This window comes from Staphylococcus sp. HMSC14D10, assembly GCF_001808125.1.
Classification (GTDB): domain Bacteria; phylum Bacillota; class Bacilli; order Staphylococcales; family Staphylococcaceae; genus Staphylococcus; species Staphylococcus haemolyticus.
Genome location: NZ_KV792226.1, coordinates 16,211 through 39,989, shown reverse-complemented (window position 1 = coordinate 39,989; position 23,779 = coordinate 16,211). Strand labels below are relative to the sequence as shown.

The window sequence follows — 23,779 nt, the reverse complement described above, 5'->3', positions numbered from 1 at the left end:
TATTCGACGTTTCAGCTTTGATTGCATTTTGTTGAGCTACAAGTTCATCATTGCTAACTTCTGAATTGTCTCTGTTTTTAAAGTCATCAATTTTTTGTTTAACATTTTCGATATTACTTTCAGTTTGTTGCTTAATATTTTGGTAACGATTTCTCAATTCTTTTTCTTTAGTCTTCGCACTATCAATTTTTTCTTCAGCTTTATTTTTATAAAATAACCCAACAGCTGAACCGATTAAAGCACCTGTAATAAAACTAATTACAAAGTCCTTACGTGAAGGATGAGAACTGAACTTGTTGTGACTATATTGAGAATTTGATACATCATAATTATTAGAATTTTGATTTTCACCTTGTCCGTGTAAATCTTTACCAGTGTTGTTAGTCACAAACTCGTCTCTATTATAATGTTCTGTATTTGAACCTTGTCTAGATTTACCATTTTTTTGGTTTGGTCCATTATCATGTAAATCATGACCAAAATTATTTTTTTCAAATTCATCTCTGTTGTAATGTTTTGTCGCATTTGACTGTGTAGCACTATCTTGTTGATTAGCACCTTTTCCGTGTAAATCATTACCAGAATTTGTAACTTCAAATGCGTCACGATTATATTTCTTGCTCATATTAACTCCTCCTATAAGAAAAGCACTTAAATAAGTAAAAACCTCATTTAAGTGCATTTGATTGAATCATATTAAAAGTTTTTCTCAACGTTAGTAGTGTAATTTTCGTTAGAATGATTTACATCATTACCTACAGATGTGTTTCTGTAGTTTGCACTTCCTCTACGGTAGTGTCTATTTTGCCATTTGTCAGCAATTTCCATTGCAACATTTGACCATTGAACTACTTGAGAAATTTTATCTTCATTTTGAGAAATATTATGTGTAATTGAGTTAGTTACACGATCAACTGAACCATTTAAGTTTTGAACTGAATCACCGATGCCTTTAACACCATCGACAACAGAGTTTAAACGTTCAACTTTTCCTTGAATATCTTCAGTTAAGCGATTAGCTTTGTGAAGTAAATCAGTTGTTTCACGAGTAATACCTTGAACTTGGCCTTCAACACCATCAAGTGTTTTAGCAACGTGATCTAAATTCTTTTTAACTGAAATTAAAACAACAACGATTCCAATACATAATACTAAGAATGCAATCGCAGCGATAATTCCAGCAATTGGTAAAATCCAATCCATTAAAAACGCCTCCTAATTACCATTTACTTTTAAATAAAAGCTATTAATTATAAATACCCAACATAATTATATATAAACATATTAAAATTCATTTGTCATGCCGACATGTTCTTCATATGCACGTTGTAACTTTTGAATGTCACCTGCACCCATGAATAAGATGACTGCATTATCAAATTGATCTAATACGTCAATATTATTTTCTTCGATAAGCGCAGATCCGTCAATACGATTTATCAAATCTTGAATCGTTAAATCGCCAGTATTTTCACGAATGGAACCAAATATTTCACATAAATAAACATGGTCCGCTTTACTTAATGATGTTGCAAATTCATCTAAGAAGGCTTGTGTTCTTGAGAAAGTATGTGGTTGGAAAACTGCCACAATATCTTTATTTGGATATTTTTTACGTGCTGTTTCAATTGTAGCACTAATTTCTCTTGGATGGTGAGCATAATCGTCTACTAATACTTGATTAGAAACATTTGTTTCATTAAAACGACGTTTTACACCACCAAATGTTTCTAATGCCTCTTTAATGTTGTTAACGTCCATCTTTTCTAGGTAACTAATTGCGATAACAGCTAATGCATTTTGGATATTATGATCACCGTACTGAGGTGATAAAAATTGATCATAATATTCACCATTAACATAAACATCAAATTGAGTGCCTTTATCCGTGATTTGAATGTTATCTGCGTAAATATCATCATTTTTATTTAATCCATAGTAATAAATTGGAACATCGGCTTTAAGTTGTCTTAGATGATCATCGTCACCCCAAGCAATAATTGCTTTTTTGACATTGTGCGCCATGCTTTGGAAAGCACTTGCTACATCATCAATATCTTTGAAGTAATCAGGATGATCAAAGTCAATATTTGTCATAATTGCATAATCTGGATGATAACTTAGGAAATGTCGACGATATTCACATGCTTCAAATGCAAAATAATCGCTCGCAGGTAATCCCATACCAGTTCCATCACCAATCAAGAATGATGTTTTTTTATCACCATTCATAACATGTGATAATAAACCAGTTGTTGATGTTTTTCCGTGAGCACCAGTAACTGCAACAGATGTATATTGATCAATTACGTGACCTAAGAAGTCATGATAGCGAATAACATCTAATTTTAAATCATGCGCTTTAACAATTTCTTCATGAGTATCTGGAAACGCATTACCTTGTATTACTACCATCCCTTTTTCAATATTATCTGCATTGAATGGTAGTATTTTAATTCCTTTATTTTTCAATGCTACTTCTGTAAATACATATTTTTCAATATCAGACCCTTGCACCTCATGACCAAGATCATGCATGATCTGTGCTAACGAACTCATTCCAGCGCCTTTAATACCAACAAAATGATAATGCGTCATATACATAAAACTCCTTTAAATTAATCTTTCTTTAAGTCTGCTTCAGTAATAAATACATCTCTAGGTTTAGAACCATTTGCACCTGAAATATAATCTAATTGTTCAAGTTGGTCTACAATTCGAGCTGCACGGTTATAACCAATTTGGAAATGTCTTTGAATTAATGAAGTAGATATATGTCCTTCTTTAACCATAAATTCACACACATCATCAAATAATTCATCTTGAGCTTGTGTTTGATTCTTTTTAAGTAATTCCTTCTCTTCGAATAAATAGTCAGGTTCTCTTTGATCTTTAATGAAATCAACTACATCATCAATCTCATCATCCGAAACAAAAGTACCTTGGACACGAATTGGTTTATTCATTCCGCTACCTAAATAAAGCATATCCCCATATCCTAACAAGCGTTCTGCACCGCCACTATCTAATATCGTTCTTGAGTCAACGCTTGAAGATACCATAAATGCAATACGTGTAGGTATGTTAGCTTTTATTAAACCAGTGATGACATTCACAGAAGGTCGTTGTGTTGCAACTAACATGTGTATACCGCATGCACGAGCCTTTTGAGCTATTCGAGCAATTGATTGTTCTACTTCTTGAGGTGCCATCATCATTAAATCAGCTAACTCATCAATAACAATAACAATTTTTGGCATTCTTTGCTCATATGGTGCTTTTTTATTGAAAGCAGTAATATTTCTTACGTGGAATTGGGCAAATAATTTGTAACGTTTTTCCATTTCATCTACTGCCCATTTTAAACTTTGTGTAGCTGCCTTTACATCAGTAATAACTGGTGAAACTAGATGTGGTAAATCGTTATATGGTGCAAGTTCTACCATCTTAGGGTCAATAAGTAATAATCTTAATTCTTCAGGATGATTTTTATAAAGTAATGACATTAAAATACTATTGATACACACAGATTTACCTGAACCAGTCGCCCCTGCAATTAATGCGTGAGGTGTTTTAGCTATGTCCATCAATAATGGTTCATTATTGACTCGATTACCCATTGCTACTGTTAATTTAGACTCGGCATTTTTAAATTTTGGACTCTCTAAAATAGATTTTAAATTGACTTTCGTAGGATTTAAATTCGGTACTTCAATACCAACTAAACTTGTTCCAGGAATTGGTGCTTCAATTCGAATATCTTTAGCAGCTAGAGCCATTTTAATATCATCTTGTAAAGCTGTAATTCTTGAAACTTTGACACCCTTTTCTACCGCCAATTCAAAACGAGTTACACTTGGTCCTTCTGTAACATTTTGAACTTCAGCAGGTACATTAAAATAATAAAAAGCGTCATTTAATTCTTGTTTTTTCTCTTCAATCCATGATTCATCTATTTCATGTTCTTCATGATCTTCTAATAGATCAAAGCTTGGCAACTTAATATTAGGTCCTCTTCTTATAGGAGCCTTATTATTAGCGTCATTTCCATCTTTATAATTCTTTTTTGAAGTATCATCGGAATAATCCTCTTTAGAAACAAACTCATTAATATCTTGTTTATTATCATTTTGATTATTTGAATTTTGAACTTTTCCAAATTGATTTCCTTTAGGTATATCATTATTTTGACTATTATCAACATCTTGATGTTCATTTTCTCTTGTGTTTTCGTCATTAATAAAATTGTCTTTTTCAACTGAATGTTTGGAACTTTCATTGTATTCAAGAGATGCCAAATTAAAATCAGATGATTCGTCAGAATTTAATTGTGACTCATTTAAATGATTGTCGAATTCTGCATTCATTTTCTCATCTTGTGCTTCTTTTTTTGTTTCAGGTTTTAATTCAGGCACATTAACTTTGTTTCTTGAAACTGAATTTTTTTTAGCATCCATTATACGCTTCTTATCAGAAGGTGTCATTACAACATTAAATGGTTTACTACCAGGCTTGATTGACATTTTTTGAGGTATTTTATTAGTTTTATTAGATGATGGTTCAGGTTTTTTATCTTCACTTAAACTATCTTTTTCAAGATATTCTGAATCATCTGTTGTATTAGACGTTAATAATACATCTTCGTTATTAAAAGACTCATTTTGTATATCTTCTGTTTGTGATAACTTTTGATTTTCTTTATTCGTATCTTGTGCCAATCTTTCATCATTTTCTTCATCTTCATTAGTTGCGTATTCTATATCTGAAGAAACAGCATTTCGAACAGCATTATTGATATTATTTTCAGATGGATTTTGTTGATCTTCAGAGTTATTCACTTCATCATTAAATGATAAACCATTCGTTTTATCTTGCATAAGTGATTCTGATTCATTAATCTCTCTATAATTGGCATCGTCTATTTTTTCACCATTGTTTTCAGCAGTTGATTTATTACTAATACCTTCATTTTCTCCATCATCCATGACTTGATCATGTAAATCATCATCATGAAGCATTTCTTCATGACTATTGGTGTCCTCTAAGTATTCATCAAATTTTTCATTTGAATAACTTTCCACTTTATTATTGTTAATTTTTAATGATTGTTCTTCTAATACATCTTTAACTTGTACATCATCCTGACTAACTTGTTGGACGCTAGAAACTTGATTTAAATCAATTTCTTCATAATTGTAGGGTTCATGAGATTCATTTGAAACTTCTTTTTGATTATCAACATTACCACTATTAGTTTGTTCATCAGTTTGATTTTGAACTAGCCCATTGTGCTCATCTGCTAATGATTTGTTATTACTATAATAACTATGCTTGCTTTCATCGATTTCATCTTCATTCGATTTATTGCTTACATTGTCACCTTGATTAAGTGAACTTTCACCAGTATATTGTTCTGCTTGCTTAGCATACATTTCATCGATTGCTCTTTGTATACTATCTTCTTCATCAGTTTGTTGTCGTTTATTTTGTAAGGCTTCTTTAAATTTACGCTTTTGTTGAACTTTACGCTCTCTTTCTTTTCTAATTTCCTCTACAATCTGAGATGCATAAATATTTTCAATATTCACCGTGTTATCACGTTTTGAATAATTTGGAGTACGCTCATTATAATTAGAGGTATTAGAACTTGATTCTATTGTTGATTCATTTTCATTGTTAATTGATGAATCTATTTGTGAGGAACGTTTAGTATCTTCCTTATTTGAATTGTCAGCTATACCATGATTACTTTCATGAGAAACATGTTCAACTGTGCTTGAACTATATTTTGTTGTAGACTCTTTTGAATCTTCATCATCTTTAGCAGGTGGTATTACACCGTTTTCGATGGGTCTACGCTTTTTAGTTCCAAAAATAGCAGATGGTACTTTCGATGTTTTAAAACTTGAACGGTGATATGTAGGTTCAGAACTTAAATGATAGTTTGATTTAAATCTTTCTGATTGTAACTTAACTCTAGATTGGTGATTAGAATTAGGTTTTGAATAATTTGAAACATTGGTACTAGAGTAATTGTTTTGATGTTTGTTAAAGCGTTGTGTATCACGTGTATCAGTATATTTATTTAATGACTTAGGCCTTCTTGATTTAATAGAAGGTATACCAGTATCATCTTGATTTATATGATTTCTTCTACGTCGTCTTCTTGAATCTTCTGAACTATCATACTTAGCATAATTATTAGATTGATTTGTATGACCATCGTAATCAAATGAATCATATGAACTATGGACATTAGTAGAATGTGGTCTATAACTATCTATATCATCATTACTGTCACGATAAATTGCTTCTTCATAATTCTCGTCTTGACCCACATCGATAGGGAAACGAAACTTACCTCTTGGACGATCATATATATCGTTGTTTTCAGGAAGTAATGAATCATCTTTATTTTGAGTTAGATCGCCATTGCGACGTTTACTTTTGCGTCTGAGCAATTCTTCATCAGAATTCTCTTTATTACTAAATAAATCATCAAACCAACTCATAAATTCACTTCCTTCCTATATTAATCGAAAAATGCTTGACCAATTTCATAGTCATTACTTAATACCATTATACCTTTTTCTTGAGGTGCATTTGGTAAATTTAATTCTTTCATAGAACAAATCATTCCACTAGAAGCTACACCACGTAATTCAGCATCTTTAATAACCATACCACTTGGCATTACTGCTCCTACTTTTGCGACAACCACCTTTTGGCCTGCCTCAACATTTGGTGCACCACATACGATTTGTAAATGCTCATTACCAACATTTACTTTTAAAACACTTAATTTATCAGCATCTGGGTGTTTTTCTTTAGTTTCAACATATCCAACTACAAACTTAGGAGATAGATCTGCATTTAATTGATAGTCTAATCCTGATTTATTTATGGCTTTCTGAAGCGCATCCACTAGTTCAGAAGTTAGTTTAATATGTCCGTTTCCACTTATTTTGTTATATCTTGAAAATTCAAATATATTGAAACCGACTATTGTTCCTTCTTTACTAATTTCAACAATATCGCCTTGTTTTTTAAATTCAAACGGTCCATCAGTAGGTTCTATTTGTAGAAAAGCTACATCCCCTACTCCATCTTTATTGTAAAATAAATTCATTTGAAATCTCCTCTATATCAATTATTTTTTATTGTTAAATCTTTTACGATTTGCTTCTAATCGTTGAATAACATTTGGATCTCGCTTTTGTTTATTATTTTTACCCAAAATGAATATAGGTTCAAAATGTCCTTTTTCATAACCAAATGATAATGATGTGATTGGAACTAATCCCTTAGTGAAGAATTCCATTGTCAAATGAGCCATCACATCATAACCAGTTTTATTACGTATATCAGCAATAATTAAGACATCTTGATGTGGAACAGCTATTAACATTTCACCTTGACACTGTTGATAGATATCATCTAAAAATTTCGTATTCAAGATACGACTAGCATCGTACCCATCATTTGAATTTACAAAATAGAAAATGTTTCCTTTAACTTCATCTGTTTTATATTCATTTTTGAGTTTACGTATGTTGAATAATGACATTTCTTTAACTTGTTGTTCAGTTAAACCAAGTGACTCCAACATACTTTCATCAATTAGTCGGTAAGATTTACCTAAATCAAGTGCGTAATAAATATTGGTTTCAGCTGTATGCTTTTCAATGATAAAACGATGACCTTCTTTTGTTTTTTTATCAAAGCTTGTAGCACGTATGACAGGCATAATCTGGATGTTAGTCATTTTTTCAATGCTTTCATCATCCATTTGAGCGATTGCTTCTTCGACATAATAAACAATTTCATCTATTATTTTTTCTTTTTGGACTTCATATTTAGCGACAATAGCGTTTAACTTGATTGTTACACCTTTATAATTGTCTTGTCTATATATACGTAATGTTTCCTCTTCGCGATCAAATTTAAAATCAACATTTAGATGCGCTAAACGTTGTTTTAATTTATCTCTTATTTGAAAAACATTCATGTTTAACACTCCTATATTCACACCTTATGCTATTTTACAATAAATTTGTAGTCAATTACAGAAAAAATAAGTTAGAGTTTAAATTCTTCTATTTTTTAAATTACTTTTTAATTAAACATATTTACTCAAGAATTCATCAATTTGTTCAATAGATTTTCGTTCTTTTCCAATATAACTACCTACTAATTCATCATTTTTATACACTAAAAAGCTTGGGATACCCATAATATCATTTTCAATAGCTAAATCTATAAATTCATCTCTATCAACTGAAACAAAATTAAAATGTTTATACTTCTCTTCTAATCGAGGTAAATCAGGTTCAATAATACGACAGTCAGGACACCAACCTGCTGTAAATTCAAATACTGTGTTTTCTTTCTTAAGTGAATTAAATTGAGATTCAGATTCTAATTTTATCATTTAATCTACTCCTTATCTTGGAATTGTAATTTGTTAATTTGTTCTATATTTAAATTTAATATAACTTGTTCAAGTAGCTGTCTTGCAGAATAGTAATCTCTAATATCAAAAACTGCATTCGTACTATGAATATATCTAGCACAAACACCAATTACTGCAGTTGGAATACCAATATTAGCTTTGTGTATTTCTCCACCATCTGTACCGCCCGGAGATATGTAGTATTGATATTTTATATGATTGTCTTCAGCTAACTTAATTAGATAATCTCTAAATTCTGGTTGTAGAATCATAGTGCCGTCTTTAATACGGATTAATGTTCCACCTCCTAATTCACCTGATAATTGATTTACACCTTTAATATCATTCGCAGGTGAACAATCTACAACCAAAGCAACGTCAGGCTGAATTAATTCAGCAGCTGGCTTAGCACCACGTAATCCTACTTCTTCTTGAACGTTAGCACCAACATATAAATCGACATCCAATTCTACATCACTCAACAATTCTAGTATTTCAATTGCAATGACACAACCATATCGATTATCCCATGCTTTTGCACTATATCGATATTCAGATAACTGCGTCAATTCAGTATTTGGAACTATTGTATCTCCTATTTGAATACCTAATTCCCTTACTTCTTTATCAGAACTTGCACCTATATCTAACAATAAATCTTTGATTTCAGGTACCGCTTCATTTCCAGTTCTAAAGTGTTTAGGTATATTAGAAACAATCCCTACAATAATGTCTCCTTTTCTGTTTTTAACTTGAAGGCGTTGACCCTGCCATATATCATTTGCTACTCCTCCAAGATTGGTAAACTGTAACATACCATTTGTTGTTATATTTGTAATCATAAATCCAATCTCATCCATATGTGCAGCTATCATTACCCTCTTGGCATTAGCTTTTTTAGATTTTTTGACTCCATAGAAACCACCCATATGATTTACAATAAATTCATCAACATATGGTGCCATTTCTTTTTTCATATAATTTCGTACGTCTTCTTCAAAACCTGGCGCACCATGTAATTCACTTAAAGCTTTAATTCGCTCTAATGTTTTTTTCTTGTCCATCTTAACTAACACACTCCTTAAATGTATTATATCATTTTGAATATGGTACACTAATGATAAGAACTATTAATAGAGAGGTAAAGATTATGACACGTCAAACTTACAAATACATCTCAATTTCAGTTGCTTTACTTACAAGTGTTGCTACTATTATATTTATCTATTTTCTTAGAGAAAATAATAAAATCCAAAATCCTAGTAATGTTCTGAAAGAAGCCAAATCTTACTTTATGAATATTAAAGGTTCATTTATTCTTCATGAGCCGTATGTAGATGACAATTTATATCCAAACAGATTAATCTTTCAAGGTGGCATAACTCAAAGTAAGAATAATCAGCAAGTTGAATATATATTTTATGCGGATGCTAAATCGGGAGAAATCATTAATATTATAGAATTATAATAAAGTAAATGGTAAGAGGTGTTGGAATTAAAGTATGCCCACTCCTCTTACCATTTTTTACTTTACATGTAATTTCAATTATTAAAGCAAGCCTAAATCCAACATTTCACTAGTCAATCATTAACGCTTAATTGACTGCTTGATTGTTTTGCCATCAAGTTCATACTGAGCCGCGAAGAATACATTATCATGATAATACAAGAACCAATAATCTTGATAAATGTAATAGGGAATTAATCTTTCTTTTTCTCGAATGGATTGCATTGGATAATCGTCATATGCCATAACCCATAATGGATTAATATGTGCATTCGTAGGCATAATATCAGACATATGAACAGCTCTCTCTCCTTCACTTTCAATCGTAATAATTGATTGTCCATAACTATGACCACCCACGTGCTTCATATGAATGCCTGGATAAACTTCAACCTTTTTATCAAAAAGTATTAATTTATTTTCATAAGTACCTCTATTGATTTCCCAATAAGTTGCCTTACTACGTATGTTAGGGCTTATAAATTCATGCCACTCGTCTTGTTGCACAAAATGAGTAGCTTTCGAAAAAATTGAGTTACCGTCAACATCTGTTAGACCTGTGGCATGATCAAAATGCATATGGGACATAAGTACCATATCTATATCTTCAACATTTAAATTTAATTTTTCTAGTTCATCATGTATTTGACTTTCATACATGACACCATAATTTTTAAGTTGTTTATCAGTTAATTTATGATTACCAATTCCAGCATCAATCAAAATATTTTTATCCCCTGTTTGAATTAAAATTGGGTAAGTTAAATTTGGAACTTGGTTTTTCTCATTAACAGCATATCGTTTAGTCCATAATGGTTTAGGAACTACTCCAAATATGGCCCCACCATCCATTTGCGTCATACCACCATTTAAATAATTGATGTTAAATGTGCCTAATTTCATATTAAACACCTTCCATTTGTCTTTTTATCTATTAAGTGTTCAGATATCAATCTAAGTTACAATACAATATCCACTTTAAAAATAAATAAACAGGAGTGGTACATCATTCATAATGAATCATTGTACCACTCCTGTAGGGTGATTAGAATTGAGTAAATTTTATTGTTGTTAATTTCATTATTCTATCACTAATTTAATATTTGTAATACATTATTTCAATAGTACTTATTATTGAAATTTTACTAACTAATGTTTAATAGATTTATGAAATTTCGCTTCCATACGATAAATTCTAGAACCTTTTTCAGAAAATTTCTTTTCATATTCTGTCAAAATATTATCTTCATCATCTTCGTCATGTAGATTTAGATTTAACTTCGTAAAGTACATCCCATATTGCGACATACTTTCTAAACTGAAAGCGAATAAACCTCTATTATCTGTTTTAAAATGAATTTCTCCATCTTCTTTTAAAATTTGTTGATATAAAGCTAAAAAAGTATGATATGTCAATCGACGTTTAGCATGCCTTTTTTTTGGCCAAGGATCTGAGAAATTTAAATAGATTCGAGAGACTTCACCATCATTAAAATACTCATTTAACTCTATAGCGTCATTACATATCATTTTTAAATTTGTCAGGTTTAGTTCCTTCACTTTATCCAACACTTTATACATTACACTTTTTTCACGTTCCATAGAAACAAAGTTTATTTCTGGGAATTTAGAAGCTAGTGTTGTTATAAATCGCCCCATACCAGATCCAATTTCTATATAAATCGGTTGCTCTTTATCAAACCACTCTGACATTTTTCCAGCATGCACCCCATCCATATCAACTAAATTAGGATGTTCTTTCAAATAATCTTCCGCCCATGGTTTATAGCGAACTCTCATACACGAAATCTCCCTTAGATAAATAAATTACTATTCATAACCTCATTTAAGAATTTCAACCAATTATTCATATCTTTAAATCTTTTCTGTTCTTCATACCACTGAACCATTCCAATTGATTGAATTACCGTATACCATTTCATACGCTTGTTTAATTCAATGCTCTCTTCTACACCGTATGTTTTAAACCAGTCTGACCAGTTTTTTTCGGGAACGTAGTTATAAAGCAGCATTCCAATATCAATTGCAGGATCAGCAATCATTGCACCTTCCCAATCTACTAAGAACAACTCATCCCGATCAGATAATAACCAATTATTATGATTCACATCTCCGTGTACAACAGTAAAAAAGCGAGAATCTAGGTTAGGTATGTGTTCTTCTAAATATGTTAATGATTTACGAATAATATGATGTGTTAATACTTCTCTTGATAATGAAGCATTAATCTTTTTTAACATAATATTAGGTGTGATTGGTTCCATTTCCATTCGTTTAAGCATATTGAGTAAAGGTTTTGAACCATGAATCTTTTTTAATAATGCAGCAACTCGTGATTGATACATTTCATCAGGTTCTAGTTCTCTGCCATTTTTCCAATGTTGCGCTGTAACTACTTCACCTGTTTCAATACGTTTAGTCCAAACCAATTTAGGTACAATCCCCTCAGCTGAGAGCGCTGCTATAAATGGATTAGAATTACGCTTTAAAAATAGCTTTTGTCCATCTTGTTCAGCCATGTATGCTTCACCTGAAGCGCCACCTGCAGAATCAAGTGTCCACCCTAATTGATAAAACTGCTCCAACTCGTTCACCTCACTTTCAATTAGAAAATGGCTCGAGAAATATAGTTTTCAAGAGCCATATATTCTAATTTATTATAATCATTTGTTGGAAAAAAGATTATATATTTCAAAATAGTTATGTTTTTACATATAAGTCATAATTTTAAATAATATGTTATTGTCCCCTAACACTTATTTAAATAAATACGTCTCTTTTATCACTCAATGTTGATTTTATAATTTTTAGCCTTCTTTTTCAACTGAAAATGAGAAACAAAAAGATACATTTTACTAGTCGATACTAGCTAAAATTCGATTCAATCTTTAGGTTTCATTATAACACATTTTCATATCTTTAAACTGAGTATTTTTAATTTAATTCATTTAATTTATTCACACTGAAAAATAAAAAAGAACGTACTATAATTCTATCTTTTAAGAATTAGTACGCTCTTCAATTTAATTATTTTAATGAATTAACTACTTCTAGATTCAATATATTTATTAAAGCCTTCTTGTAATTGACGAGTAACAGGACCTACCTTACCGTCACCAACTTGTTCACCATCAATCTTAACAACTGGTGTCACTTCAGCAGATGTACTAGAAACAATGACTTCATCAGCATTTTTTAAGAATTCAACAGTAAATGTTTCTTCTTTAAAAGGAATATCTTCATCTTCAGAAATCCATTTAATAACCTTACGAGTAATACCATTTAAAATGTAATTATTAACAGGATGCGTATAAATGGCACCATCTTTAATCGCATATACATTACTAGAAGCGCCTTCTGTAACAGTTTCCCCTCTATGTTGAATTGCTTCACCAGCATTGTATTTAACCGCATATTCCTTTGCAAGTACATTTCCTAGAAGGTTTAAACTTTTAATATCACAACGTAACCATCTAATATCTTCAACAGTAGCTGCATTAATACCATTTTCTAAATCATCATATGGACGATCATAACTTTTAGCAAATGCCATAATAACCGGCTTTACTTCTGGAGTTGGGAACGAGTGATTTCTTGGTGCTACACCACGCGTAGCTTGAATATAGATACCACCATTTTGAATATTATTTACCTTTAATAATTCTCTAACCACATCTATCAATTCTTCGACAGTATAGCCTAAATCTAATTGAATTTCACTTGCACTTCTAATAAATCGTTCAAAGTGTTCTGTTACTGTAAATAATTTCCCATCATATGCTCTAATGTATTCATAAATCCCATCACCAAATACATAACCACGGTCTTCATAAGATACTTTAGCTTCATTTTGGTCGATAAATTCGCCGTTAATAAAAACTTTTGTCATAGATTATCCCTCCACACATAGCGAATAAATTGCTTCTAAATAGATACTTGTCGCGTTGAACAATTGCTTTTTAGTAATATACTCATTCTTTTGATGCATTAAATCCTCTGAATCTTCAAACATAGCCCCAAACGCTACACCTTTATCAAGATTTCTAGCATATGTTCCTCCACCTATTGTATATGGTTCAGACATATCACCAGTTTGATTTCTATAAGCTTTAACTAATTTTTGTACAAATGGATCATTTTTGTCTACAAAATGAGGTTGTTGAACTTTTCCTAATTCAAGGTCAAATCCATATGCTTTAATTTCTTTTGTAAATCGTTGTATTGCTTCTTCAAACTCAAATTTTTGAGGATAGCGTAAGTTTATGCCAAAACGTCCACCTTGTTTATTGTCGTAAGAAATTATACCAACATTTGTTGTTACATCACCCATGACGTCTGTATGGAATTTCATACCCATTTTCTCACCAAAGTGTGATTCATGAAGATAACGATTACTAAAGTCTACAAACTCTCTTGCCGTTTGATTTAAATTTAATGTTGATAAGAAATCTAATAAATATAAACCGGCATTTACTCCTAATGAAGGGTCCATACCATGAACAGCTTTACCTTCTAGCGTTAAAACTAACTCACCACTATCAACAACACTCTCACCCTGTAATTTATTTTGGTCTAAGTAGTGTTCAAAATGTTGTACAACGTCTGTCATATTTTCTTTTACAAATACTCTAGCTTGTGCATGATCTGGCACCATATTATAACGTTGTCCAGATTCAAACGATATTAATTCATAATCTGGTTCATCTTGGTCTTCAGAAGTGCTATTTTGGACTAAATCGAAAGTTGTTATACCTTTTTCACCATGAATAGCTGGAAATTCTGCATCCGGTGCAAATCCTAATGTAGGCATTTCTTCAGTTTGGAAATATCTTTCAGTACATCTCCAATCGGATTCTTCATCCGTACCTATAATGATATGAATGCGTTTCTTCCAATCAACTTTCATATCATTTAAAATTTTAACTGCATAATAAGCAGCTATTGTAGGACCTTTATCATCTAACGTACCTCTAGCAATAATTGCATCATCAGTTACAACTGGGTTAAATGGGTCTGAATCCCAACCATCTCCGGCGGGTACAACGTCAACGTGGCATAAAACGCCTAATACATCGTCACCCTTGCCCGCTTCAATTCTGCCTGCAATGTGATCTACATCATGGGTAGAAAAACCATCTCTTTGTGCAATTTCGTACATATAATCGAGTGCTTGTCGTGGTCCAGGACCAACTGGAGTTTCATCAGATGCTTTTGAATCATCTCTGACACTCTCAATTGAAAGTAGACCTTTCAAATCATCGATAATTTGACCTTCATATTCTTGAACTTTTTCTTTCCACATTCGAGATCAACTTCCTTTTCAATAGATATACATTTTATTTTACATAACTATGGAGATAAATTACAGTAAGATGTCAGAATATTTATAGATTTTATAAAAAATATTATTAACTATATTAAATTTATACATTTGACACCCTTATATGGAGTTATATTTAACAAGATTGTACGTTAGCATGTTTAGTAATAATTATAGTTACTTGTTTTCAAATGTATCTTCTTATTAAATAAAAAAGAACCTAATACATTTTTCAATGTTCAGGTTCAAAAACATCTTAGATAAAATCAAGATTAATCTTTATCTTCTAATGCATTATTATTTTTCTTTAAGTCTTCTTCAGTGACAACTCTTAAATTGTTATTAACAGTTGCGCCACCTTCATCATCAAATTTACCTTCTTCTAATGAATCTTCTTTATTAGCATCTAAATTAGTAAATTTTGATTTTTCTTCTTCTAAAAATGATTTTGGATCATTTTTTAAACGATTAGCATAGTCTTGAGGATTATTTTTAACTTCTTGAATTGTTTCATTAGCTTTAGAACTTAATTGACTTGCTAAGCCTCTTGCGCTTTCTTTGTATCCTTCTGGATCTTCTTTATATTTATTATATTGTTCTTTTAATTTATCTCTACTTTCTTTTCGAGATAATACTACTGCTGCAGCTGCAGCGCCAACACCAGCAATTATTCTAAATAAACCTGTAGTTTTAGCCATATTAAACACCTTCTCCTTTGTTAATGCTGTAAAAGATTTAATTCTTTATCTGAAAGTAACTTATACTCTCCAGATTTGAGATTTTCATCTAACGCCAACTTAGCGATTTTAAGACGTTTTAATTCTAATACCTCATTTTCAATGGCGTGAAACATCCTTTTAACTTGATGATATTTACCTTCATAAATTGTAACCTGTGATGTAGTTTCATTTATTCTAGTTAATTGTGCTGGTTTGACTGGACCGTCAGAAAGGATGATGCCTTTCTTAAATGCGTCAATATCAGCTTTAGTAACGGGATTTTGCGATGTCACTTCATATGTCTTAGAAACATGTTTAGAGGGACTCATTAAATCATGACTAAATTGACCATCATTTGTAATGAGTAGTAAACCTTCAGTATCCTTGTCTAGCCTTCCAACTGGAAAGATATTTAGATGTTGGTATTCCGGAATTAAATCAATTACTGTTCGATTTGATTCATCGTGTGTGGCTGAAATATAACCTTTTGGCTTATTTAGCATAATATAAACATTGTTAACGAACTCAACTTGCTTTTCATTTACACAAACCATATCTTCTGTGGGGTTAATATAAGATTTAGGTGACTTCTCGACTGAAGTATTAACTGTGACCTTTCCTTTTTTTAAAAGTTGTTTAACTTCAGTACGCGTTCCAACACCCATGTTTGCTAAAAATTTATCTAATCTCATTTTAGGAATCCAACTTTACGACGAATCTTACCAGGTAAATCCCCTAAAAACTCATCAGCTAATCTGTTCTTGATTGTAATTGTTCCATAAATCAGTCCACCAACTATAACCCCTATAATTAGTATTATAAATGCACCAGATTTTCGATCTACAGAAATAAATAAGCTTAGTAAGAAGTAGACTACTTCAACACTTATCATCATGATTAAACTATAAATGAAAATTTTAGCAACTTGAACCAATGTATCAGTAAAGTGGAACTTAGCATAAACTTTTAAAATCATTAAGTTTGCAACATTGGCAACCGTTAATGCGATTGCAGTACTTAAAACAGCTCCTGATGTATGGAATATCATAATTAAAGGAATATTTAAGATTAATTTAACAAATACTGAGCCTAAAATTACAAAAACTGTTAATTTTTGTTTGTTTATTCCTTGTAACATTGAGGCAGTAACACTCAATAAAGAAATTAATATTGCAACAGGCGCATAATAAAATAATATTTTATTACCATCTGGATTGTATTGATAAAATACTGTATATAACGGTGAAGACAATGCCATTATACCTAGACTTGCCGGAACTGTTATATACATCAACACACCAATTGAAGTTTTAATTTGGCGATGCATTTCATTTAAGCGACCCTCTGCAAAAGTTTTGGTAATAAATGGTATTAAACTAACAGCAAATCCAGCAGCTAAAGATGTTGGGATCATAACAATTTTATTTGTTGTAAAGTTTAAAATTGTAAAGAAATAGTCCTTATTAGCATGAAACCCTGCTGCATCTAATGCATTATTATGTGTAAATTGATCCACTAAATTAAATAAAGGAAAATTCAAACTCACAATAACAAATGGAATACTATATGAAATAATTTCCTTATACATTTTTGTGTATGGCACGTCCAAACCGGTATGATCAGAAGCTACCATTTTTTGAATATGAGGTTTACGTCTACGCCAGTAATACCAAAGCGTTAACAAACCAGCAATTGCACCTATAGCAGCTGCAAATGTTGCTATACCATTTGCTTGTAGATAAGAACCATGAAAAACATTTAATACTAAAAAACTACCTATAAGAATAAAAACTATTCTAGCAATTTGTTCTGTTACTTCTGAAACTGCTGTAGGGCCCATAGATTCATAACCTTGAAATACTCCACGCCAAGTAGCAAGTAATGGTATAAACATAACTACCATACTAATAACTCGGATAATCCATGTGATATCATCGATTGTCCAACCGCCTTTGCCTTCTTTACGTCCTAACGTTAAAGCAGCAATGTCTGGTGCTAAGAAGAATAATATTAAAAATCCAATTATTCCAGAAATGGACATCACTATAAAACTCGATTTATACAATTTTTGTCCGACTTTATACGCACCTAAGGCATTATATTTAGCTACAAATTTTGAAGCAGCTAACGGTATGCCTGCGGTTGCTACAGCAATTGCAATATTATATGGAACATAAGCATAGTTGAATGGTGCTAACTTTTCTTCCGCATTTGCACCCATAATGGCATAAAAAGGGATTACAAAAAGTACACCTAAAATTTTAGTAATAAGAATACTTAATGTAATAAGAAAGGTACCTCTTACCATTTCCTTATTTTCACTCATATTTAATCTTCCTGCCTTTTTAATAATCAAATTATTTAATTTAAAACCTGTAATTTTTAAGGGCTTGCATTACTATAAAATATATCACAAAATACTAATTGTTTACTAATTACTTTAATAGTTTTACTAAATTTAAGTTTAAACGCATAATAAATCAAGATATATAATTAATTAATGATGAACCAATCTTAAATTATAACTAAATTTATTGAGAATTCAAACGTATTTTAATTTATAATAATAGAACTATGATTAACAAATGGAGGTTACTCTATGTATCAAACGATTATTATAGGTGGTGGACCTAGTGGGCTTATGGCAGCGGTTGCTGCATCAGAACAAAGTCAAAATGTACTCTTATTAGAGAAGAAAAAAGGTCTGGGTAGAAAACTTAAAATTTCAGGTGGTGGTAGATGTAATGTTACAAATCGTTTACCTTACGCAGAAATAATAAAAAATATCCCTGGTAATGGAAAATTTTTATATAGCCCCTTTTCAGTATTTGATAATGAATCTATAATTAACTTCTTTGAATCCAGAGGCGTCAAATTAAAAGAAGAAGACCATGGTCGTATGTTCCCTGTCACAAATAAATCTCAAGATGTAGTTGATACACTTGTAAATACCATTAAACAAAATAAAGTTGACATAAAAGAGGAAACTATCGTCAATGATATTAACGTAGAAGATAACGGGACTTTTAACGTTATAACTGATAAAGGTATTTTTTTAAGTAAAAGTGTCATTATTGCAACAGGTGGAACTAGTGTCCCTCAAACAGGTTCAACGGGTGATGGCTATAAGTTTGCTAAAAAATTAGGACATAGTATCACTGAACTCTTCCCTACTGAAGTCCCTATAACTTCAGCAGAGTCCTTTATTAAATCTAAAGAACTTAAAGGTTTAAGCCTAAAAGGCGTAGAATTATCTGTACTTAAGAAAAATGGTAAAAAAAGAATAAGTCATAAAATGGATATGATATTCACTCACTTTGGTATAAGTGGTCCTGCAGCGCTAAGATGTAGTCAATTTGTTTATAAAGAACAAAAAAACCAAAAGAAAAAAGAGATTAAAATGCAATTAGATGTGTTTCCAGAATTTAAAAATCATCTACTAGAAGAGAAGATAACATCCATCTTAAGTGAAGAACCTGACAAATATATAAAAAATAGTTTGAGAGGGTTAATAGAAGAAAGGTATCTTCTATTTATGCTAAAACAAGCTCAAATTGATGAAAATACTACTTTTCATCATTTATCAAATCAGCAACTTAAACAATTAGTTGAATGCTTTAAAGCGTTTACTTTTGAAGTTAATGGGACACTACCAATTGATAAAGCGTTTGTAACTGGTGGTGGTGTAAGTTTAAAAGAAATTTTGCCTAAAACAATGATGTCTAAAATTCAACCAGGACTATTTTTATGTGGTGAAGTGTTAGATATTCACGGTTATACTGGAGGATATAATATCACAAGTGCTTTAGTTACTGGCCATGTAGCGGGAAATGAAGCAGCCATATTTCAAATAGAATAAAAAGAACTTCCTTCAAACATATTGGTATTCAAAATGTTTGAAGGAAGTTCTATTAAACTTTAATTTGATTGTCAAAAATAGTGCAATTCAATCTTATTTAGCATTTTTTCTTCGTTTTGATATTAATAGCAAGAATAATCCACTTATTAAGGATAGTTGAGTTAATGGTACGACGTTAGATGTCATATTCACACCTGTATTAGGCAGTTGTGAGCTTCCATTAAACTTAGTTACTTCTAATTTATAATTTACTTTTTCTTTTTTATTTTTAGATTCTTCTTTTTGTATTTCATTCACTTTTTCAGTACTTTGTACAATATTAAATTTAATATTATTAAGTTTAACCTCTTTTTCTTCAACAATTTGCTTTAATAGAGTATCATGTTTAGCTTTAGCTATAGTATTTGTTTCTGAAATTAACTTACTATATTTATCATCAATATTATTTACTTCACTATTACTTTTTGCTTTTTTGATTGCTGCGTAAGCTTTATTTATAATTTGATCAATCTTATGTTTCGCAGTCGATTTTTCTTCATCAGTTGCAAATTGATTTGAATCAATTTTTGCTTTTTGTTTTGTTGCAATATCCATAAGATGTTTGATCACTTTTTCTTTCGCAATAACTGTAATTTGAACATTTTTAATTTTCAATTCACCTTTATTTAAAGACTCGTCGACTTCGTTATTGTTTAAAGATTTATCAATATTTTCTTTCGCAATTTTAACTGCTTCATCGACTTTCGCTTTCGCTGCTGCTTTTTCTTCTTCTGTCGCATTTGGTGTTTGATCAATTTCTGCTTTTTTAGTTCTAGCTGCATTATCAATCGCTGTTTTCGCTTCATCTTTTTTAACAACCGTCGGTTGGACGTGATTGATTGCTTCTATTCCATTTGTTTTTGCAGTATCTACATCATTGTTATTTCTCGCTTGGTCTATTGCTTTCTTCGCTTCTGTTACTGCTTCATCGACCTTAGCTTTTGCCGCTACTTTTTCTTCTTCTGTCGCATTCGGCGTATTATTAATAGCTTCTTTTTTTGCAGTTGCAGCATCGTCAATTGCTTTTCTTGCTGCTGCTTTCTTAACCGTATCAGGAAGAATTCCAGAAATTATTGTAGTGTTGTTGGTTGTTGCTTCATCTACTGCGTTATTTGTAGTTGCAACATCAATTGCAGCCTTTGCTTGTTTAGCCGCTTCATCAATTTTGCCTAAAGCTACATCTTTCTCTTCTTGAGTAGCCTCATTATTATTATTTACTAATGCCTTTTGATTTAAGACCGCTATATCAATCGATTGTTTAGCATCTGATTTTTTAACTATTTCTGGTTGAATATTGTTAATTGCACTAATACCATGCGCTTGAAATTCATCAACACCATCATTAGTGGTAGATTGTTCTATGAGTCTGTCAGCTTTTCTAACTTCATCTGTTACCCTTTGAATTGCTGCATCTTTTTCTTCTTGTGTAGCATCACTCAATTGATTAATTAAAGCTTTTTTCGCTTCAGCTGCTTGTTCTATAGCCTTTTTACCATTTGCTTTTTTTGTAACAACCGCATCAATAGTATTAATAATATCTATACCATTAGTTTGCGCTTGATCTACATCATTGTTTGATGTAGCTTGATCAATTAAAGCTTTTGCTTTATTTGCTTCTTCAGTAGCTTTATTCATTGCTACCTCTTTTTCTTCTTGTGTCGCATCATAATGACCGTCAATGTATACTTTACGTTGGGTTAAAGCCGCTTCAATTGCTTGTTTAGCTTCATCTTTTTTAGTAGCGGTTACATTAATTAAATTGATTTGAGAGATACTGCTTTCTTTTAGTGGAGCGATATCATTATTAATAGTTAATTTATCAATTTCAGCTTTATTCTCGTTATATTGATTTTGTAATTTGGTTAAAGCAGCTTGTTTTTCTTCAGTTGTAGCTTCAGTATTACTATTGATAACACTTTCTCTAGCTTTAGCTGCTTTATCTATATCAAATTTAGCTTTTGCTTTCTCTAAGTTTAATAATAAGTTATTGATTTCTGCTTGGTTCTTTCTATCGGTTAATGGTGTAGCATCTGTTTCATTTTTTACAACCTTTGCACTTGTGAGTGCTGTTTGTAGATTGTTCCATGCTTCTGTAGAATAATTACTTTGATTAACCTGACCAAGTTCAGTTTCAATTTCACTTATTTTACTATTAATGGCATCTTTATACATATTGACAGTTACAGATTGCGTTGGAGCTATTGTACTACCTTGTCTTTGATCACTCTCAGTAATAATAAATTCATTATTACCACCATATCTTAAGTAGTTGTTGTCACCAGGTGTTTGCACAGCAAAGTCTCTTGAACCATTTTTACGGTTCATGTTAATACCTTCAGTTTGATAAATTAGATTCGCATTAAAATCCTTTTTAATTGGAACTGTAGTAGGTATTGATACAGTATAAGAAATATTTCGAGTAGTATCAGTATCTATTGGATTAATATTAAGCGTAAGTTCTCTAGTACCTTCATTAAATGTACCAGTTGCATTCTCAGCTGAGACAAAAGTCACCCCTTCAGGTAATACAACTTTATATTGTGTTTTGTTAGAACTAGAGTGACCTTTGTTCTCAATAGAAACATTTAATTTAGCATTTACAACAGGTGAACTATCAGATGTAGAGTTAGCTTGGTATTCAGTTTGAACTGCACTCACTTTTAAATAAGCACCAGTATTAACAGAAACATCCGCAACTACACCACCACCAAAGTTATTAGGACCTTTAAGTAAACGATGTCCATTATAAGTGTCATGACTGACATTCACTAAAGACTCAAATTGTAATCTGATTCTTGAAATGTTTTCAGGTACATTAAAAACACCTTTAAAAATACCGAAAGCTTGGTTACTTGTTTTAGGCGTACCTTTATACAATAATGTTGATGGATTATTAGCATCATATATATACATGCGTGCACTATTAAACCCAGAAATATTACCTATTGAGGAACCTAAGTAATGAAATTGTAATTCAGAACCAGGTGTAACATCGATATCTTGATATATCGGTCCTACACTATTATCTGGTCTTCCGTAAGATAAATTATCGCTATACTTAGATAATACAGCACCAATTTTATTATTAGTCTTATCGAATGTGATATAAGTGTATGATGGTAAGACTTTTGGTCCCCATATTAATGGTATTTGTGTTTGTTGGCTATTGACTACTTTCCATCCAGGAATCTTACTTGCTTCATCCATTGCAGATTCTGTATTTGCTGTTGGAATTTCAGCTCCGTTAGATGTATCAGTAAAGTTACCGTTAACGACTTGACCTGAGTTTGTTTCATTAATAGCCATTGGGTCTTGTTGTGTTTGAGTATTTGAAGTTACATCATTAGCATCACGTTTCGCTCGTTTGTGAACTGTTGTCGCTTTACTATCCTTATTGGATTTATTATTCTCTAGAATTGGTTGATTTGTATCAACATTATTATCTTTATCTTTGTCAGATATTTCAGTGCTATTTATATTTTCTGCGCTATTTGTAGTTTGAGTTTTATTTGGAACTTCAGTAGTCTCACTAACAGCCTCTCTATTCAAAGTAGTATTATTATCTATCTTAGGTTCACTTTTAGATGAATCTTTAATAGCATCTGGTTGATGTTGATTTAAGTTTTCAGTATTTTTTGATTCAGTAATTTTTGGTTGAGCTAATTGACTATGCTCATCTAATTCAGCTGCATGTCCTGTGTGAGTGATAAATGCTAGAGTAGCAATCACTGTTGAGAACGTCCCAACTGTAAATTTACGTATACTGAATTTTTGTTTTTTAAATAGATTCATTAAATATCCTCCTTGTAGTCTGATCTTGATGTCTTTGATTTAATGAATTAGTCAAAATATAGTCTGTACA

Annotated in this window: 18 protein-coding genes and 1 pseudogene; 2 read left to right on the top strand and 17 right to left on the bottom strand. The window is 31.3% G+C overall.

What is annotated here, in order from left to right; all coding sequences use genetic code 11:
• The 8 genes and pseudogenes from HMPREF3134_RS00640 to HMPREF3134_RS00605 form a co-directional block, all read right to left on the bottom strand.
• Positions 1–625, bottom strand: a pseudogene (locus HMPREF3134_RS00640) (YtxH domain-containing protein); the annotation flags it as partial.
• Between the two features lie 71 nt (positions 626–696).
• The gene (locus tag HMPREF3134_RS00635; protein WP_053025148.1) at positions 697–1,203 is read right to left on the bottom strand and encodes a DUF948 domain-containing protein; all 507 of its coding nucleotides are present in this window, start codon (positions 1,201–1,203) and stop codon (positions 697–699) included.
• Positions 1,204–1,284: 81 nt separating this feature from the next.
• Complete coding sequence (gene murC / locus HMPREF3134_RS00630; protein ID WP_070440104.1) at positions 1,285–2,598, bottom strand: UDP-N-acetylmuramate--L-alanine ligase; 1,314 nt, start codon at positions 2,596–2,598, stop codon at positions 1,285–1,287.
• Positions 2,599–2,618: 20 nt separating this feature from the next.
• Positions 2,619–6,512: a DNA translocase FtsK gene (locus HMPREF3134_RS00625; protein ID WP_070440102.1), complete on the bottom strand. Its 3,894-nt coding sequence runs from the start codon at positions 6,510–6,512 to the stop codon at positions 2,619–2,621.
• Positions 6,513–6,532: 20 nt separating this feature from the next.
• Complete coding sequence (gene ytpR / locus HMPREF3134_RS00620; protein ID WP_053025151.1) at positions 6,533–7,129, bottom strand: YtpR family tRNA-binding protein; 597 nt, start codon at positions 7,127–7,129, stop codon at positions 6,533–6,535.
• Positions 7,130–7,150: 21 nt separating this feature from the next.
• The gene (locus tag HMPREF3134_RS00615; RefSeq protein WP_070440100.1) at positions 7,151–8,008 is read right to left on the bottom strand and encodes a DUF1444 domain-containing protein; all 858 of its coding nucleotides are present in this window, start codon (positions 8,006–8,008) and stop codon (positions 7,151–7,153) included.
• A 111-nt stretch (positions 8,009–8,119) separates the two neighbouring features.
• Entirely contained in the window at positions 8,120–8,431 is a 312-nt protein-coding gene (locus HMPREF3134_RS00610) for a thioredoxin family protein (RefSeq protein WP_070440099.1), read from the bottom strand.
• A gap of 5 nt (positions 8,432–8,436) precedes the next feature.
• Positions 8,437–9,516, bottom strand: a complete 1,080-nt coding sequence (locus HMPREF3134_RS00605; RefSeq protein ID WP_070440096.1) for a M42 family metallopeptidase — start codon at positions 9,514–9,516, stop codon at positions 8,437–8,439.
• 86 nt (positions 9,517–9,602) lie between these two features.
• Here HMPREF3134_RS00605 and HMPREF3134_RS00600 point away from each other — a divergent pair, with 86 nt between their 5' ends.
• Complete coding sequence (locus HMPREF3134_RS00600; protein ID WP_053025155.1) at positions 9,603–9,920, top strand: hypothetical protein; 318 nt, start codon at positions 9,603–9,605, stop codon at positions 9,918–9,920.
• Positions 9,921–10,040: 120 nt separating this feature from the next.
• On the opposite strand, the gene HMPREF3134_RS00595 is transcribed toward HMPREF3134_RS00600, so the two are convergent.
• The 8 genes from HMPREF3134_RS00595 to HMPREF3134_RS00560 all read right to left on the bottom strand — a co-directional run bounded on the left by HMPREF3134_RS00595 (position 10,041) and on the right by HMPREF3134_RS00560 (position 18,345).
• On the bottom strand, positions 10,041–10,862 hold the full coding sequence (locus tag HMPREF3134_RS00595) for a YtnP family quorum-quenching lactonase (RefSeq protein WP_070440094.1): 822 nt from the start codon (positions 10,860–10,862) through the stop codon (positions 10,041–10,043).
• 246 nt (positions 10,863–11,108) lie between these two features.
• Positions 11,109–11,759: a tRNA (guanosine(46)-N7)-methyltransferase TrmB gene (trmB, locus tag HMPREF3134_RS00590; RefSeq protein WP_070440092.1), complete on the bottom strand. Its 651-nt coding sequence runs from the start codon at positions 11,757–11,759 to the stop codon at positions 11,109–11,111.
• A gap of 14 nt (positions 11,760–11,773) precedes the next feature.
• Positions 11,774–12,565, bottom strand: a complete 792-nt coding sequence (locus HMPREF3134_RS00585) for a phosphotransferase family protein (RefSeq protein WP_037536899.1) — start codon at positions 12,563–12,565, stop codon at positions 11,774–11,776.
• A 455-nt stretch (positions 12,566–13,020) separates the two neighbouring features.
• The gene (gene dat / locus HMPREF3134_RS00580; RefSeq protein WP_011275473.1) at positions 13,021–13,869 is read right to left on the bottom strand and encodes a D-amino-acid transaminase; all 849 of its coding nucleotides are present in this window, start codon (positions 13,867–13,869) and stop codon (positions 13,021–13,023) included.
• 3 nt (positions 13,870–13,872) lie between these two features.
• Positions 13,873–15,282, bottom strand: coding sequence for a Cys-Gly-3M3SH dipeptidase (pepV, locus tag HMPREF3134_RS00575; RefSeq protein WP_070440090.1), 1,410 nt, complete (start codon positions 15,280–15,282; stop codon positions 13,873–13,875).
• 290 nt (positions 15,283–15,572) lie between these two features.
• Positions 15,573–15,998, bottom strand: a complete 426-nt coding sequence (locus HMPREF3134_RS00570; protein WP_037551086.1) for a YtxH domain-containing protein — start codon at positions 15,996–15,998, stop codon at positions 15,573–15,575.
• A gap of 20 nt (positions 15,999–16,018) precedes the next feature.
• Positions 16,019–16,711, bottom strand: a complete 693-nt coding sequence (locus HMPREF3134_RS00565; protein ID WP_070440088.1) for a pseudouridine synthase — start codon at positions 16,709–16,711, stop codon at positions 16,019–16,021.
• Positions 16,708–18,345, bottom strand: a complete 1,638-nt coding sequence (locus tag HMPREF3134_RS00560) for a putative polysaccharide biosynthesis protein (RefSeq protein WP_053025160.1) — start codon at positions 18,343–18,345, stop codon at positions 16,708–16,710. Before HMPREF3134_RS00560 ends, HMPREF3134_RS00565 begins: the two co-directional genes overlap by 4 nt.
• A 273-nt stretch (positions 18,346–18,618) precedes the next feature.
• Here HMPREF3134_RS00560 and HMPREF3134_RS00555 point away from each other — a divergent pair, with 273 nt between their 5' ends.
• Entirely contained in the window at positions 18,619–19,878 is a 1,260-nt protein-coding gene (locus HMPREF3134_RS00555) for a BaiN/RdsA family NAD(P)/FAD-dependent oxidoreductase (RefSeq protein WP_053025161.1), read from the top strand.
• Between the two features lie 93 nt (positions 19,879–19,971).
• On the opposite strand, the gene HMPREF3134_RS00550 is transcribed toward HMPREF3134_RS00555, so the two are convergent.
• Positions 19,972–23,709, bottom strand: coding sequence for a SasC/FmtB family protein (locus HMPREF3134_RS00550; protein ID WP_083279075.1), 3,738 nt, complete (start codon positions 23,707–23,709; stop codon positions 19,972–19,974).
• Positions 23,710–23,779 lie beyond the last annotated feature (70 nt).